The following is a 15,071-nucleotide window of genomic DNA, read 5'->3' on the forward strand; positions in this document are numbered from 1 at the left end:
ATGTCGAGATAATGATATTTTGAAATAATAAAATATAAGGAATAACTCGAATATAGATTGGTAAATAGTAGACTTCATTTTAGCGAAATAACATTACATCCAATTTTTATCTATGTTTTATTGAATTTATCGGAATTTGTAGAAATCCAATTGTGTGGATAGACCTAGAATATGCTAAAATAGGGATGTTATTTGGAGAGAATATGATAGATATCCAGGAGGTCAAGATGAGCTGGGAGCAAAGCTATTTACGTTGGAAAAATAAGCATGATTTAGATAAGGAATTACAAACATTATTAAATGAACTAGAAGGTAATGAAAAGACTTTAGAGGATTGCTTTTATAAGGATTTAGAATTTGGTACAGGTGGTATGCGTGGTGAAATTGGACCAGGTACAAACCGAATGAATTTGTACACGGTTCGTAAGGCATCCGAAGGTTTGGCAACATACATAGATTCATTTGGAGACGATGCGAAAAAGCGTGGCGTTGCAATTGCTTATGATTCTCGTCATAAGTCACCTGAGTTTGCAATGGAGGCTGCTAAAACATTAGCTAGTCATGGTATCCAAACGTACGTTTTTGAAGAATTACGTCCTACACCAGAATTATCATTTGCCGTCCGTTATTTAAATGCATTCTCTGGTATCGTGGTTACGGCTAGCCATAATCCACCAGAGTATAATGGTTATAAAGTTTATGGCAATGATGGTGGTCAGTTACCGCCAGCAGCTGCAGATTTAGTCATAACATATGTCAACAAGGTTGAAGATGAATTACTAATAGAAGTAAAAGACGAGACAGAGTTAAAAGCTCAAGGTCTTATTAAAATGATAGGTGAAGAAATTGATCTAGCTTACACTGAGAAGCTAACAACAATCTCTGTTAATCCTACTTTATCAAAAGAAGTAGATGTAAAAGTAGTATTCACTCCATTACATGGGACTGCTAATAAACCAGTTCGTAGAGGTTTACAGGCATTAGGCTATAAAAATGTAACGGTTGTGAAGGAGCAAGAACTACCTGATCCTAATTTTTCAACTGTTAAATCTCCTAATCCAGAGGAGCATGATGCGTTTACATTGGCGATACGTGATGGTCAAGCAATCGATGCAGATCTCCTTATTGGTACGGATCCAGATGCAGACAGACTAGGGATTGCAGTGAAAAATAACGAAGGACAATATGTTGTGCTTACTGGAAATCAAACGGGAGCCCTTCTCCTTCATTACATACTGTCTGAGAAGAAGGTAGCAGGAACACTTCCTACTAATGGCGTTGTTTTAAAAACAATTGTAACTTCTGAGATTGGTCGAGATATTGCCAAGTCTTTTGGCTTAGACACAATTGATACATTAACTGGCTTTAAATTTATCGGTGAGAAAATTAATGAATATGAACGCTCTGGACAATATCAATTCCAATTTGGCTATGAGGAAAGCTACGGCTATTTAATTGGTGACTTTGCTCGTGATAAAGATGCAGTACAAGCAGCATTGTTAGCTGTTGAAGTTAGTGCATATTATAAAAAGAAAGGACTGACTTTGTATCAAGGCTTACTTGAGATTTTTAATGAGTATGGCTATTACAAAGAAGGTTTACAATCCCTTACCTTAAAAGGAAAAGAAGGTGCTGAACAAATTCAAAGCATTCTCCATTCCTTTAGAACAAATCCTCCTACTGAAATAGCTGGAAAACGAATTTCTGTAATTGAGGATTATAAAACAAGTGAACGTCAGGATGTAGTGGCTGGCACCAATGAGAAAATTGAATTGCCAGGCTCGAACGTATTAAAATACATCCTAGAAGATAACTCTTGGTTCTGTGTTCGACCATCTGGAACTGAGCCAAAAGCTAAGTTTTACTTTGGTGTAAAGAGTGAAACACTTGAACAAAGTGAGCAAAAACTTAATGCTTTGGAAGCTGGAGTTATGGAAAAGGTAAATGAATTAATTGCAGCTTTAAGTAAATAAGTTGAAGAAAGCGGACAAATGGATGTAACGGGTTCGTTAACTATCGGGAACATTAAAAAATGTAAAGGTAAACACCTATCAAATTGTATGTAAATTTGATAGGTGTTTTTTGTTAAGTTCTAAAAAAGGAGGTTAAAAAATAATTATATAAAACTCTTAGCAGTAGCTTCTGATTTTCTTTATTTATTCGATGTATTGTATGAATAAGATTGTTTTTTGGTAGCCTTTTTAGAGAAAGAGGGGATAGTAGATGAAGGGTTTTGTCATGTATGCTGTGGCTGTTTTAGGTAATGTTCTACTGATTAATTTGTCAGAGCGATGGTATGGTGCAGAATGGTTTACTGAATGGTTATTTGGTTTATTAACTGTAGGTTTATTTTTATTATTTTTACAAGGTTGGAAGCGATATAGTCCCAATGGTGGAGGGCTTATCTTCATAACTGCCTTTGGATTACTAACGATTAATTCTATATTTTTTGTACAAAATTTGCCTTCTAGCATATGTAGTTTATTGTTAGGATTATTACTCATACCAATTTATATAAAACATCGAGACTCGGTATTAGCATCATGGGGCCTTGTGTTGTTAAACATACTAATTAGTATAGAAGTACAAAGCGAAGTAACGATATGGTTGGTATTTTTAACGACAGGAATATGGGCCTTAGTTGGTTTTCGCTTAAAATTCATACTGTTAAAACGATGCTTTACAGTGTTTTTTTCACTAACGGCTTTGGTCATGCTGTTCATGAACATTATCACTGAAGACTATATTATTAGTCTTGTAGCAGTATTATTTGTAGTACTATTTGCTGTTGGTGCCTATAAATTTTCGAAAAACTCAATATCATAAAAGTAAAGTCGCTGTTTTATAAGATTGTGAAAAAATGTACTAAAACGATTGAGTAGCTTTACTTCAACAAGTGGTAAGGATTTTTTAAACGGAAGTCGCAAGTTCATTCGATAATAGCTCGAAAAATAAAAGTAAAACAAATGCCTAATAGGATAAGGGTGAAAGTAACTAAGAGAATTCAAAAGTTTTATCTATTATTATTGTATTGATTTTTTTATAATGACAGGTTGTTCTACAGGAGTAGAAAACGAAGAACAAAAAATTGAAGTTCAAAGAGGTATTGGGGGTAAGAGTGAATAAGAGGACTTTAGGGAAGTTACTGATAATAATGAAGTCTCGAAGGTAAAAAAAGTATTAGATGATACTGATTGGGAAAGTGTCAATGTCGATTTGTCTCCTTAGTAAGACTACCAATTTGTTTTTCAGTTTAAAAATCCTGAAATAAGAAGCGAAAGCAGTAGTCTGGATAAGTCCTAATAAAGATAAATTAGAGATTGTCCAAGGAGATAATCGGTATGCTCAATTAACAAAAGAAAATTCGGCAATTTTATTCGAAATCATTACGGGAGATAAATTGGTTAATTTACAATAATGCATAATCTGCAAGTGAAATGTCGCTCTTTGCTAGTTACAGAGCGACATTAAGTATGTAATATAATGACTATCTCGCCAACAAGGCAGTACCCAATCTCATCCAAAACTAGTGAATATGTAGATAGCTAAAGGAGGGCCATATGTATGTCATCTCATACACGTATTAAATTCCCTGCAGGTTTTTGGGAAGGATTACGTCAATTAGGAATTGCTGCCCACGACGTGGTTCGAAAAGCAGGACTGCCACTCACCATTATTACTGAACCGGTTGTCACCCAAGCCCAATATTTCGCGATTTGGCAGGCTTATTCCGATCTTATTGAAGACACTGCCAAAGGAATTATCAAGCTTACGACCGTCATTGAAGCAGCGCAGTACCCCCCGACCGTCTTAGCGACTTATCATGCTCGCGACTATCGCGATGCACTATACCGAATGGTCCGGTACAAACAAATGTGTCCCCCCGAGAGCTTACGTATCACTGAAGGAGACGAACTGTGTACAATCGAACTGGAATGGTTGGATACCGAGCAACCCGGTCCGCAGATGATGGTTGGTATTACACTGGCATTTCTTCTGGAGCTTGGGCGACGGGGCACAGGTCAACCATTGAGGGCGAAGTTCGTTGAATTTTCGCACCCGATGGGCGACGTACAGGCACTTGAAGCTTTCTTCGGCTGTCGCATCATGATTGGTGGGAATTGTAACCGGTTGACACTACATCGAAGCGATTTGGACCGCTCCTTTGTCTCGTACAACGCAGAGTTGCTAGAGATTCTGACTCCCGTACTGGACCGCTCGCTGGATGAACAGCAACATAGCTGCTCAATCACCGAGATGGTCAAGTGGATCACAAAACGAAGCCTGACAGGAGGGCGGCCCAACATTCAGACTGTTGCGAGCGAATTGGGGATGAGCAATCGTACTTTGCAGCGCCGACTTACTGATGAAGGCACGAGCTTCAAGCATCTGTTAGCACTTGCCCGATATGAGCAAGCACGAGAGTACTTGGCAGACCCCTCGCTTGATATAAAAGAAGTGGCCTTCCTGATTGGATATGAAGACCAAAACTCGTTCTATCGCGCCTTTCGCCTTTGGGAAGGTGATACTCCTTCAAATTGGCGTAGTGAACATTTTAGTAAAACGCGATAAATTGATTTGTTTTAAAATAGGTATGTTTTTTTAAAATCATTATAAGTAAATTAAAAGGAGAGATGTATTATGGATATGGGATTAAACAATAAAACAGCTTTAGTTACTGGATCAACGAAAGGTATAGGGAAAGCAATTGCCATTGAACTCGCCAAAGAAGGAGTTAATGTACTAATTAATGGACGAAACTATGAAGAGGTAGAACGAACTGTAAATGAAATTAAGTCAGATTACCCGGCTTCACTTCCTCAAAATGCTACAGCCGATATTGTGGATATTCAACAACGAGAAGCATTATTTGATAAATACCCCCAAATTGATATTTTAGTTAACAATATGGGGATTTATGAAATTATGCAATATGATGACGTTGATGATGAAGTATGGGAAAAATACTTTCGTACTAATGTTCTTGCTGCAAATGGATTATCTAAATTTTATTTACCTAAAATGTTGAAAAATGATGATGGTCGCATTATCTTTATTGCAAGTGAAGAAGCAATTATGCCTTCAGGACAAATGCCTCAGTATTGTATGACAAAATCTATGCTGTTATCTTTGTCAAAAAGCTTATCTAAATTAACAATAGGAACAGAAGTTACAATCAATACAATCATGCCAGGACCAACACTCTCTGAAAATGTGCATCAAATCATTGAGGAGATATACTCTAATGAAGATATGGATTTTTCAGAAAAAGAGAAAGAATTTATGGCTACAAACCTACCTCAATCTGAAATACAACGATTTATCAAGCCAATTGAAATAGGTAGACTAACTACATTTGTATGTAGTCCATATGCATCTGCATTTAAGGGTTCTCCGATCCGTATGGATGGGGGAATGGTACCGACTATTTTTTAAGGATTTCATTTTTGACGATGAGGACCAACCAATTGCAGATACCTAACAATAAAAAACAGTGCAAAGATTAATTTTGTCTCCTAGAAAGGTTATCTTTATGATGATTTTGGTGTTAATAAAGGCAAATTTACTAATTAGATGTAAAAAAGATGATCTTGAATGGAAAATATATTCAAACACACACAACTATATATATTGACATGTATATACGTTTAAATGTATATTTGTGACATGGATATAACTACGATGCAACTAACATTACAAACAATCGCAGAACCGAATCGTTTCAACATTGTGGAGCTTTTGAAAAAGGGACCACACTCTGTAAGTGAAATTGTTCAGAGACTCAACATTGGCCAACCACAGGTTTCTCGCCATTTGCGCATCTTAGGCGAGGCTGGATTAGTACGATCTCGTACTAAGGGACAGCTACGTATATATAGCCTTCAAGCACAAACGTTTCAGGAGTTAGATGCTTGGTTCGACTCATTTAGCATCCTGTGGGAAGAACGTCTAGATAGCTTTGAGGACTATATGCTCGACATTAAACGAAAGGAGAATAAATCGCCTTAACATCTGCTACATGTGGAACTGCAAACAATCAAACTTGGAGCAATTTAACGGGGTAGAATATTAACCAACAAGGATGAATCGAAATGAGAAGAAAAACAAAAATCTACAAAGATAGGGTACGACGAGAGCTCACAATTGAACGTACCGTAGCTATTCCTCCTAGGCTTGCATGGGAAGGATGGACTAAACAGGAACATATCGCTCGTTGGTGGGGCCCTAAATATTGGACCTCCACCGTATACGAGATGGACGTTAGACCCGGTGGTGTTTGGCGCTATAGTTTAAGGCCGAATAATGGGGATGAAGAAGAGGCATATTGCAGAGCGGTATATCAAGAAATTATTGAACCGATTAGACTTGTCTACATAGACTCATTTACTGATAAGAATTGGAATGTTTCAGAAAATAGTACTATGTATACCATTGTAACTTTCGATGAGGTAAAGAAAGGCTCTAAACTAAGAATTATTACTCGTTTCAGCAGTGTCGAAGACCTTAATAATGCCGAAGATATGGGGATGGTCAAGGGCTTTACTGATGCCTTTGATCGACTCGAAGACTATCTACTAACTAAAAATGGAGGGGAATTATGAACACAATCTTTTCAAAAGATGGAACGAAAATTGCTTATGAAAAACAGGGAAATGGACCGGCAGTAATTCTAGTAGCACCTGCCGCGGCTGATCACAAAGATGCTCAACAATTCGCAGAAAAGCTAGCCAAACATTTTACTGTTTACAACTATGATCGTCGCGGTAGAGGTCAAAGCACCGATACTTACCCATATGCAGTTGAAAGAGAAGTGGAAGACATCGAGGTCCTTGTAGATGAAGCAGGGGGCAAAAGCTTTTTGTTCGGTAGCTCTTCCGGTGCCGTGTTAGCACTTGAAGCTGCAACCAAACTGAGAGTAAAAATAACAAAGCTATTTTTGTATGAGCCGCCGTTTATAATTGATGATAGTCGTCCACGTGTACCAATAAATTATGTTCAGCAATTGAATGATTTGATTGAGGAAAACAGACGTAGTGATGCTGTAGAATATTTCATGAGTGCAGCACTCGGAATACCTTCTGAATATCTAGGTTATATGAAAGCTGATCCTTCATGGAAGGTAATGGAAAGTATGGCACATACTCTTGCTTATGATGGCTTGGTTATGGAAGAAACTCAATCTGGTAAACCTTTACCAATCGACCGATGGGATGTGGATGTTCCAACATCAATTATGATTGGAGATAATAGTGAATCGTACTTTCATAATGCAGCTAAATCACTTGCTGATCTGTTACCGAAAGCTGAATATCAAACGCTTTTAGGGCAAGACCATTCTGCGGTTATGATGGCTCCGGATCTATTGGCACATGCAGTCGTAAAACTTCACCTAAACAATGATAAAAATCCAAGTGGAGTGTAGTTATAATCTCATTGTAGTATTGGTACTAATCAACAAGCAAGGTGCATTTCTTAATAAGAGATGTGCCTTTTAAATTTATTTAACGTAAATTAAAGGAACAGAAAGCAGTTCTTTGGTGGAATAATAACAAACTTTAATGAAGTCTTTGCTATTATTCTTTGGTGGGGTATAGTTATATTAGGACTCGTAGTCGGAGTTAGACAAATTAAAAGGAATATATTTATATCTCTTTTGAGTATTTTCTTGAGCATATTGTTAACAATTCTTATGTTTCTAATGCTACTAATAGCTCCAATGTAGTATGCAATGTTGATTAACTGTTCAAGTGTGATATCTTCAATAAAAATGAGATTTTTCCCCACAGAGGTAGAATAACTTCCTATCGTCATTATTTAAGAGAGTTTTTAATATTCTAGGGTTAATTATACGAAATATATTCGTGTTGTTGAGAAAGAAATTAGATAAAAGATTTGAGTTACAAAGCTGTGAGGAAAACGTTTCAAACACAGATTATTTAATAATATAAAACTTCTAAATGGTATAATTAATTAATCTTAATTATGGAAAGGGATCGTTCTATGTTTTGTATATCGGGTGATTATATATGACATTTAAAAAGTTAACAACAAAACAAAGAGTAGCGATTATCATCTCTACTGTAATGGTTTCAGTAGGAGTTTTAATTATTGCTCAACTATTCTTTAGTTACATAGAAGTCAGAGAAATAGCTAATGGTTGTTATAATAATGGTGGACGTCCTATTATAGAAAAATCAGGACTAAGTATAGATTATTTCTATTGTGAGTTGGACTAATTGTCCAACTACTAGGTGCTATAATTAAATCAGTCGAAAAGGGGGATCTTCAAAAGTGGAAGATCCCCTTTTCATTTTCGATCATATTTGATGGTGTTAACTAGTTTTGCATAGAGTATACATCAACAATTTTGGGAGGTTGAGAGGTATAGATATTTATTTCTTTCGTCACGCACAGGGACACCATGTTATGAGTCCGCCACAAAGTTTACAAATGAAAGACCCTTCATTAACTGAAGTTGGAGAATCTCAAGCAAATACACTTAAAGAAACCTTTCCTGTTTCATCTAATGATTTATTTATTATTAGTCCCCTAAGACGTACGATTCAAACAGCTTTAATATGGACAGTTGATGTGGATTGTCAAAAAATAGTTCATCCACTAATTGGTCCACGAATGTTTCCGTTATTATCACCAGATATGGCTTATGATTGTGATCAAACATTAGCAAAAGAAGTGATTGAAGAGGAATTTCCCCAGCTAGAAATTACAAATAGCGAAGGAATCCACTGGAGAAATGGTATAAATACAATTTCTGATAATCAGTTTAATGATTTAGCTAAACAGTTTATAGCTTGGTGCAGAAGCTTCCATAAAGATAGGATTTTCATTGTAACCCACTATGGAACAATTACTTCTTATCGTCAATTTTTAGGAGAATCTGTTAGCCGAGAACATTTTCTAGGAGATACAGGTTGGCATAAACTAGTGATAATGTAGAAAATTGTCGATCGGTCAATATATCTCTCGTTTTGGTTGATCAGACGTTGATTAGGACAATTAAGATGAAAAGATCGACAATAACGAGAGTACCCCGGACAATAAAACATGATATATGGACAATACCTCATTGATAAGCGCGCTAGATACTTTTACAAATCCTTTTTGGAGTAGATTTTAACGGAAACTTGGTAGCTTATGACTGAAATAATTAGAGTTGCTAGTGTAAGAAATCCTGCTATCATCCACTGTTTTTCAGCTAACGATGCAACAAGCTCTTTAACATTTGGGAATTTTGGATTTTCAGTTAAATTCACAATAATTTGATTGCCAATTAAAAGGGTAACCGGAATGATTACTCCAACTAATACTGATGCTACTTTATAGCCAACTGTATATAGAAGGGGATAGAAGATAGAAAGTAATAAATACATGATGGTTAAGGCAATAATGTATTCCGGTAAATGAATCAGCCTAGACGGAAACGGAGCAAATAGGTTAAATAGCACAACGTAAATGGTCACGAGTAACGCCATTGGTAGATACCAAATAATTCCGGTCACATATTTTCCTAAAACAACCTGTTTACGAGTAACAGGTAGGCTATTAATTAATCTAGATTGCATTTCTTCTGATGTTATTGTGTTAAAGTTTGAATAAAGCACTAAAGTAAATGAAGTGAAGGCAATTAATAAAACATGTCTAATTGGTGACCCATCCGTAAAAAAACCTGTAATTGTAATAAACCAAAAAAGACTAAAAAGATAAACCACTTTCTGTTGTGTATATAGATCCTTTTTAATGAGTGCTTGCATGTTTGTTCCCCCTCACTGTGAAGTACATAATGTCTTCTAATGTTGGCTTTTCATAAACGAATGAATCATGAGAAGTTATTTCATCACGTAAGATCAGACTTGTAAATCCAACCGATGATTTCTGTAAGCCGATCATGTTTGATGAGTCGATCTCGCTTAATTCATTTGTATGGCCTTTTACGAGAAGATATCGTTCTAAAATCGATTCCTTTTCATCATGGAATACAAGCTCACCGTTATTTAGAAAGGCGATATAGTCGGCTATCTGCTCTAAATCGTTGGTCATATGTGTGGAGAAGAAGATCGCTTTGTTTTCGTCTTGGACAATATCCAATAATAGATCAAGAAATTCCCTCCTGAAAACAGGATCAAGACCTGATGTTGGCTCATCCATAATGATAAGCTCAGGATGATGTGATAAGGCGATTGCAAGTGAAAACTTCATTTTCATTCCCTTTGATAAGTGTTTGATTTTCTCCCTTTTTGGTAGCTGAAATTGTTTTAAGTAGGAATAAAATAAACGGTCATCCCATTGGTCATAAAATAAACTCACAATTTTCTTGTTTTGTTCGATTGTTAAGTCCTCGTAAAAATAGTTTTCATCATAAACAAATCCAATTCTTTGCTTTATCTCCTTTGTCGCTTCAGAGTGCTTTAACCCAAATAATTCAATTTCCCCTGAGTCAATGTGCACAAGGTCCATGATACAGCGAATTAACGATGTCTTTCCAGCGCCGTTCGGGCCAATTAAACCTGTAATAAATCCACTCTTAATCTCAAAATTTATATCGTTTAACTGAAAGTTTTTTCTGTTTTTTGTTACATGTTTGATTTCAATAAGATTTTCCATTTATATTCACTCCTCGTAAAGCAATGTTAGGATATGTTTCAGTTCTTCTAAATCGATGTTAAAAGCTTTGCTATCGATAATGACTTTTTCAAGCTGGTCTTCAATTAACTTCATTTGTTTTTCCTTTAATAGCTCTTTGTTTTGTGCTGCTACAAATGATCCTTTGCCAGGATAGGTTTCGATAAATCCTTCTTTTTCAAGCTCCTCATAAGCCTTTTTCGTTGTAATAACACTTATTTGTAAATCCTTTGCAAGTTTCCTTATCGATGGTAAATTTTCTTTTTCAATAAGTTCTCCATGTAAGATTTGTTCTTTAATTTGTGTTTTGATCTGAGAATAAATTGGGTGGTCACTGGAATTCCTAATGATTATATTCAAATGTTCGCCTCCTTTGTTCATACTGTTTATATATAATATATACAGTATGAACAGTTGTGTCAAACAATATTTCAGTTTTTTTAAATGTGAAAAAAATTCATCCCTTTTCTACGCCAAAAGTAGCAGAAAATTCATACAGATAGAGAAGGTGCTTACTGACAATAAGTTGTTATAATAGTAGTATGAAAACATGGGGACTAGGGAGAGACATGATGAGCGGAAGAGATGATTATATACATGAACTAAATACGCTAAAGACGATTGCGGAAAAATTAAATGCTGCAACTGATGTACGGACTATGCTGAACGACGTGCTAAAAGAGTTGCTTCATGTCATTGAACTCGATAGCGGGTGGATCTTCTTAATTAATTCAGAGGGAGAATATGAGTTAGCAGCAGATCATGCTTTACCAAATGGTTTAGCATGGGAACGAAGAAAACCATTATGTGAAGGAAGCTGTTGGTGTGTATGTCAGTATAATAAGGGGAAATTAAGGAAAGCAGCAAATATCATCTCTTGTCAGAGAATTGAAAATGCCATTTCAAATGAGTGGGGAGATACAAACGGAATTACTCATCATGCAACAATACCTTTAGTTGCAGGAGACGAAAAATTTGGACTTTTAAATGTAGCATCCCCTAATAGGTTGCATTTTTCAGATGGTGAGCTCGCTTTATTAGAATCAGTTGCCCTTCAAGTTGGAACAGCGATTAAACGAATTCAACTTACTGAAAAAGAGACAAGACATGCGCTGATTGAAGAAAGAAACAGGTTGGCACAGGATTTACATGATTCGGTTAACCAGTTATTATTTTCAATTATGTTGACTGCACGAGGAACAAAGGAAATGACAGAACAACTAGATGTAAAAGAAATGCTCACGTACATGCAGGAGCTGTCACAAGAAGCATTAACTGAAATGAGAGCTTTGATCTGGCAGCTTAGGCCACAGGGATTAGAAAATGGCATTGCTGCAGCACTACTGAATTATGCAAATGTGTTAGGTTTATGTTTGGAATCAACAATCTCAGGGGTCAATACATTACCTTGTCATATCGAGGAAGAGCTTTGGCGAATCGGTCAAGAGGCATTAAATAATTGTAAAAAACATGCAGGTACTAACAAGGTTTCTTTGTCAATTATACGATCTAGAGAAATGGTAAAAATGACCGTTAATGATAAGGGTATAGGCTTCTTTTATGATGAAAATGTAATTATCCCATCTTTAGGACTTAAGGGAATGAAGGAACGTGTGATGAAATTAAGAGGCCATTTCAAATTGACTAGTGCACCTGGTTTAGGGACACAGATAGATCTCATGATTCCACTGAATAAAGGGGTTTAACCATGTCGAAAATTAAAGTAATCATAGCTGATGATCATCACGTAGTTCGTAGGGGATTGTTATTCTTTTTAAAAACACAAAAGGATATTGAGGTTGTTGGTGAAGCAGCAAATGGTAAAGAAGCGGTCAAATTAGTTAAAGAGCTAGAACCTGATGTTGTATTAATGGATTTATCTATGCCTGAAATGGACGGCGTTATGGCAACAAAGGCAATCCGAGAGATGAATGAATTAGTGAAAATTATTATATTAACCAGTTATGCGGACCAAGACCATGTTATACCAGCGATTCGAGCTGGGGCTTCAGGGTATCAGCTTAAAGACATTGAGCCTGATGAGTTAGTTGAAACAATCCATGATGTTTTAAAAGGGGAAAGTAAATTACATGCAAAGGTCACTTCTCACGTTATGACACATTTAACGATGGGAGCTACTCAAGAATCGTCAAAACTCAGTGATTTAACAAAGCGAGAAAAGGACGTTTTGACGGAGCTTTCCAAAGGGAAAAGCAATAAGGAAATTGCATCAGCCTTATTTATAACTGAGAAAACAGTCAAAACCCATGTCTCGAATATTCTTGCAAAGCTTCAGCTTGCTGATCGTACTCAAGCGGCTTTATATGCAGTTAAAAATGGTTATTAAAACAAGAGGGAGAAGATGTAGATATGAAAATGTTAGTTATAGGTGGAGGTCCAAGGAAAACAGGAAGAACAAAGATTGCGGCCTCATTTATTGCGGCCTCAAACCAAGCAGATTATATTGATTTAAGTGAACAGATCCTACCGTTATTTAATGGGCAAGCAGATCAACAAGAGTTACAAGTAGTGAAAGATCTTAAACAAGCAGTAAATAATGCTGATGCTATTATCTTACTATCTCCTGAATACCATAGTGGTATGAGTGGAGCTTTAAAAAATGCATTAGACTTTTTAAGTAGTGAACAATTCAAACATAAGGCTGTCGGATTAATTGCAATCGCAGGTGGAGGAAAAGGGGGAATAAATGCTCTAAATAATATGAGAACAGTAATGCGAGGGGTTTATGCGAACGCCATTCCTAAACAATTAGCCCTTGATCCACACTGCTTTGATTACGAAAAAAAGGAAATCAAAACAGAACCAGCATTGTTAGTTAAACAATTAGTTGATGAATTAATAATTTATACCAATGCATATTATGCATTGGAAAAATAAAAAAGAGGCTGACATTAGATAGTATAACAAATACTACCTAGTGACAGCCTTTTATTTTATTCTAAATGTAAGCTAATTGGAAAACTAAATTTGCTGTGCATATTCCAATTCTTGTTCTGGGTATTCAACTGCATGATCAATATATCTTAACAACGAATATAATTGTTTTTCGACTTCTTTGTAGTCTTGTTCAAAGTTATAGGCATGTAAAAAAAGCTCTATTTTCTTTGACAGGAAATCATCCTTAGTGCGAACCATTAGAATGAGCAAGTTATCCCACTGTGATCGATGTGTGTAATATAAAGCTTTATCATAATCAACACTGTCCATGAAAGCTCCCTCCTTCTTAAGGAGATATGACTATTGTATGTGTTTTCCCTTTTTTCTTACTGTACAAAACTTGGTGTCATTGTCATGTAAGGCTTGGAAGTGATTCCCCTTATAAAAAGGACCGATTGAAGATATGCTAATAGCAAAAAGGATGAATGTTATAAATGATCAAAAAACTGTTTTTATCGCTTCTCCTATTCCTTATTTTCGACACTAATCAAGTCCATGCTGCCACAGAAAAATATACATATGAACGAATGAAACAAGATATGATTGATTTAGCTAATACATATCAGTTAGAACTGAAAAAAATTGGACAATCTGAGCTTGGAAGGGAAATTTTAGCTGTAAAGGTGGGGGAGGGTTCACACTCTATCTTTATAACGGGAAGTCATCATGGTCGCGAGTGGCTAACGACCCACGTCATTATGACCATGATCGAGAAATACGCTGAAGGATATGAGAAGAATCAAACATTATATGGACATAGCTTAAGGGTATTTGATGATATTTCAGTTTGGTTTATTCCGATGGTAAACCCAGATGGTGTCGTGATCCAGCAAGAAGGGATATCGAATCTGCCTTTCCTATTACAAGAAGTTTATCTTGATATGAATAATGGAGAGAATGATTTTTCAAGGTGGAAGGCTAATGGTTTGGGAGTCGATTTAAACCGACAATGGCCTGCAGGATGGGCACAAATTGAAGGGGATCAACGATATGCCTCATATTCACATTACAAAGGAGAAAAGCCAGTAGAAGCTTCAGAAACAAAGGCACTACTGGGATTTACTAATGAAATACAGCCATTAACATCTGCTTCATATCATACATCTGGACGGATGATTTATTGGTATTACTATAATGGGTTGGAACATTTACAACGAGATGTCGAACTGGTTGAAAAAGTAGCAGACAAGACAGGTTATCAGATTTCGTATCCCCCTACAAATGCCATTGGTGGAGGATATACCGATTGGTTTATTCAAACCTATAAAAAACCAGCACTAACAATTGAGCTGAGTTATTCCGTAAATGAGACAAGCCCACCACTCTCTGTATTAGAAGAAGAATGGCAACGAAATAAGGAAATAGGAATAATCTTGGCAGAGTATGCAAAAGCTGAATTGTTGGAGTAAATAACCTTAATATATTGGCATTTACTTTGAAGAGGGATTTAAACAGTAAAAATCCTAGTGCCG

Annotated in this window: 17 protein-coding genes and 1 pseudogene; 14 read left to right on the forward strand and 4 right to left on the reverse strand. The window is 36.2% G+C overall.

The window, feature by feature from the left end; all coding sequences use genetic code 11:
• Positions 1–227 precede the first annotated feature (227 nt).
• The 10 genes and pseudogenes from AC6CHR_RS22755 (at position 228) to AC6CHR_RS22800 (ending at position 8,958) form a co-directional block, all read left to right on the forward strand.
• Positions 228–1,973, forward strand: coding sequence for a phospho-sugar mutase (locus AC6CHR_RS22755; RefSeq protein ID WP_498251342.1), 1,746 nt, complete (start codon positions 228–230; stop codon positions 1,971–1,973).
• Between the two features lie 250 nt (positions 1,974–2,223).
• The gene (locus AC6CHR_RS22760; RefSeq protein WP_498251343.1) at positions 2,224–2,826 is read left to right on the forward strand and encodes a hypothetical protein; all 603 of its coding nucleotides are present in this window, start codon (positions 2,224–2,226) and stop codon (positions 2,824–2,826) included.
• A gap of 219 nt (positions 2,827–3,045) precedes the next feature.
• A pseudogene (locus AC6CHR_RS22765) lies at positions 3,046–3,418 on the forward strand (YhfM domain-containing protein).
• 146 nt (positions 3,419–3,564) lie between these two features.
• Entirely contained in the window at positions 3,565–4,572 is a 1,008-nt protein-coding gene (locus tag AC6CHR_RS22770; RefSeq protein WP_498251344.1) for a helix-turn-helix domain-containing protein, read from the forward strand.
• A 69-nt stretch (positions 4,573–4,641) separates the two neighbouring features.
• Positions 4,642–5,436, forward strand: coding sequence for an SDR family NAD(P)-dependent oxidoreductase (locus AC6CHR_RS22775; protein ID WP_498251345.1), 795 nt, complete (start codon positions 4,642–4,644; stop codon positions 5,434–5,436).
• Positions 5,437–5,682: 246 nt separating this feature from the next.
• Positions 5,683–6,009 (forward strand): ArsR/SmtB family transcription factor, encoded by a 327-nt coding sequence (locus tag AC6CHR_RS22780; RefSeq protein ID WP_498251346.1) that lies wholly within the window; start codon positions 5,683–5,685, stop codon positions 6,007–6,009.
• Positions 6,010–6,092: 83 nt separating this feature from the next.
• A complete protein-coding gene (locus AC6CHR_RS22785; protein WP_498251347.1) occupies positions 6,093–6,602 on the forward strand; it encodes an SRPBCC domain-containing protein in 510 nt (169 codons plus the stop codon).
• Complete coding sequence (locus AC6CHR_RS22790) at positions 6,599–7,423, forward strand: alpha/beta fold hydrolase (protein ID WP_498251348.1); 825 nt, start codon at positions 6,599–6,601, stop codon at positions 7,421–7,423. Before AC6CHR_RS22785 ends, AC6CHR_RS22790 begins: the two co-directional genes overlap by 4 nt.
• A gap of 604 nt (positions 7,424–8,027) precedes the next feature.
• Positions 8,028–8,237 (forward strand): hypothetical protein, encoded by a 210-nt coding sequence (locus AC6CHR_RS22795; protein WP_498251349.1) that lies wholly within the window; start codon positions 8,028–8,030, stop codon positions 8,235–8,237.
• 139 nt (positions 8,238–8,376) lie between these two features.
• Positions 8,377–8,958 carry a histidine phosphatase family protein gene (locus AC6CHR_RS22800; RefSeq protein ID WP_498251350.1) on the forward strand — a complete coding sequence of 194 codons (582 nt, stop codon included), beginning with the start codon at positions 8,377–8,379 and terminating at the stop codon, positions 8,956–8,958.
• A 152-nt stretch (positions 8,959–9,110) separates the two neighbouring features.
• On the opposite strand, the gene AC6CHR_RS22805 is transcribed toward AC6CHR_RS22800, so the two are convergent.
• The 3 genes from AC6CHR_RS22805 to AC6CHR_RS22815 are packed head-to-tail and all read right to left on the reverse strand — an operon-like array spanning position 9,111 to position 11,001.
• Complete coding sequence (locus tag AC6CHR_RS22805) at positions 9,111–9,773, reverse strand: ABC-2 transporter permease (RefSeq protein WP_498251351.1); 663 nt, start codon at positions 9,771–9,773, stop codon at positions 9,111–9,113.
• Positions 9,757–10,623 (reverse strand): ABC transporter ATP-binding protein, encoded by an 867-nt coding sequence (locus tag AC6CHR_RS22810; protein ID WP_498251352.1) that lies wholly within the window; start codon positions 10,621–10,623, stop codon positions 9,757–9,759. Before AC6CHR_RS22810 ends, AC6CHR_RS22805 begins: the two co-directional genes overlap by 17 nt.
• 6 nt (positions 10,624–10,629) lie before the next feature.
• On the reverse strand, positions 10,630–11,001 hold the full coding sequence (locus AC6CHR_RS22815) for a GntR family transcriptional regulator (protein WP_498251353.1): 372 nt from the start codon (positions 10,999–11,001) through the stop codon (positions 10,630–10,632).
• A 212-nt stretch (positions 11,002–11,213) separates the two neighbouring features.
• Here AC6CHR_RS22815 and AC6CHR_RS22820 point away from each other — a divergent pair, with 212 nt between their 5' ends.
• From AC6CHR_RS22820 to AC6CHR_RS22830, 3 genes are read left to right on the forward strand one after another with little or no spacing between them, the layout of a single operon-like run.
• A complete protein-coding gene (locus tag AC6CHR_RS22820) occupies positions 11,214–12,347 on the forward strand; it encodes a GAF domain-containing sensor histidine kinase (protein ID WP_498251354.1) in 1,134 nt (377 codons plus the stop codon).
• Positions 12,348–12,349: 2 nt separating this feature from the next.
• Positions 12,350–12,988, forward strand: a complete 639-nt coding sequence (locus tag AC6CHR_RS22825) for a response regulator (protein WP_498251355.1) — start codon at positions 12,350–12,352, stop codon at positions 12,986–12,988.
• 23 nt (positions 12,989–13,011) lie between these two features.
• Positions 13,012–13,539: an NADPH-dependent FMN reductase gene (locus AC6CHR_RS22830; RefSeq protein WP_498251356.1), complete on the forward strand. Its 528-nt coding sequence runs from the start codon at positions 13,012–13,014 to the stop codon at positions 13,537–13,539.
• Positions 13,540–13,623: 84 nt separating this feature from the next.
• Here AC6CHR_RS22830 and AC6CHR_RS22835 read toward each other — a convergent pair whose 3' ends face one another.
• Positions 13,624–13,869, reverse strand: coding sequence for a YhdB family protein (locus AC6CHR_RS22835; protein WP_498251357.1), 246 nt, complete (start codon positions 13,867–13,869; stop codon positions 13,624–13,626).
• Between the two features lie 164 nt (positions 13,870–14,033).
• On the opposite strand from AC6CHR_RS22835, the gene AC6CHR_RS22840 reads away from it, so the two are divergent.
• Positions 14,034–15,008: a M14 family zinc carboxypeptidase gene (locus AC6CHR_RS22840; protein WP_498251358.1), complete on the forward strand. Its 975-nt coding sequence runs from the start codon at positions 14,034–14,036 to the stop codon at positions 15,006–15,008.
• The last annotated feature ends 63 nt before the right edge of the window (positions 15,009–15,071 follow it).

It is taken from the genome of Metabacillus sp. GQ13 (genome assembly GCF_059758525.1).

What these genes read in the sequence shown, in the direction of transcription:
- AC6CHR_RS22755 (WP_498251342.1), top strand. Translation starts at nt 228, where the DNA reads ATGAGCTGGGAGCAAAGCTATTTACGTTGGAAAAATAAGCATGATTTA.
- AC6CHR_RS22760 (WP_498251343.1), top strand. Translation starts at nt 2,224, where the DNA reads ATGAAGGGTTTTGTCATGTATGCTGTGGCTGTTTTAGGTAATGTTCTA.
- AC6CHR_RS22770 (WP_498251344.1), top strand. Translation starts at nt 3,565, where the DNA reads ATGTCATCTCATACACGTATTAAATTCCCTGCAGGTTTTTGGGAAGGA.
- AC6CHR_RS22775 (WP_498251345.1), top strand. Translation starts at nt 4,642, where the DNA reads ATGGATATGGGATTAAACAATAAAACAGCTTTAGTTACTGGATCAACG.
- AC6CHR_RS22780 (WP_498251346.1), top strand. Translation starts at nt 5,683, where the DNA reads ATGCAACTAACATTACAAACAATCGCAGAACCGAATCGTTTCAACATT.
- AC6CHR_RS22785 (WP_498251347.1), top strand. Translation starts at nt 6,093, where the DNA reads ATGAGAAGAAAAACAAAAATCTACAAAGATAGGGTACGACGAGAGCTC.
- AC6CHR_RS22790 (WP_498251348.1), top strand. Translation starts at nt 6,599, where the DNA reads ATGAACACAATCTTTTCAAAAGATGGAACGAAAATTGCTTATGAAAAA.
- AC6CHR_RS22795 (WP_498251349.1), top strand. Translation starts at nt 8,028, where the DNA reads ATGACATTTAAAAAGTTAACAACAAAACAAAGAGTAGCGATTATCATC.
- AC6CHR_RS22805 (WP_498251351.1), bottom strand. Translation starts at nt 9,773, where the DNA reads ATGCAAGCACTCATTAAAAAGGATCTATATACACAACAGAAAGTGGTT.
- AC6CHR_RS22810 (WP_498251352.1), bottom strand. Translation starts at nt 10,623, where the DNA reads ATGGAAAATCTTATTGAAATCAAACATGTAACAAAAAACAGAAAAAAC.
- AC6CHR_RS22820 (WP_498251354.1), top strand. Translation starts at nt 11,214, where the DNA reads ATGAGCGGAAGAGATGATTATATACATGAACTAAATACGCTAAAGACG.
- AC6CHR_RS22825 (WP_498251355.1), top strand. Translation starts at nt 12,350, where the DNA reads ATGTCGAAAATTAAAGTAATCATAGCTGATGATCATCACGTAGTTCGT.
- AC6CHR_RS22830 (WP_498251356.1), top strand. Translation starts at nt 13,012, where the DNA reads ATGAAAATGTTAGTTATAGGTGGAGGTCCAAGGAAAACAGGAAGAACA.
- AC6CHR_RS22835 (WP_498251357.1), bottom strand. Translation starts at nt 13,869, where the DNA reads ATGGACAGTGTTGATTATGATAAAGCTTTATATTACACACATCGATCA.
- AC6CHR_RS22840 (WP_498251358.1), top strand. Translation starts at nt 14,034, where the DNA reads ATGATCAAAAAACTGTTTTTATCGCTTCTCCTATTCCTTATTTTCGAC.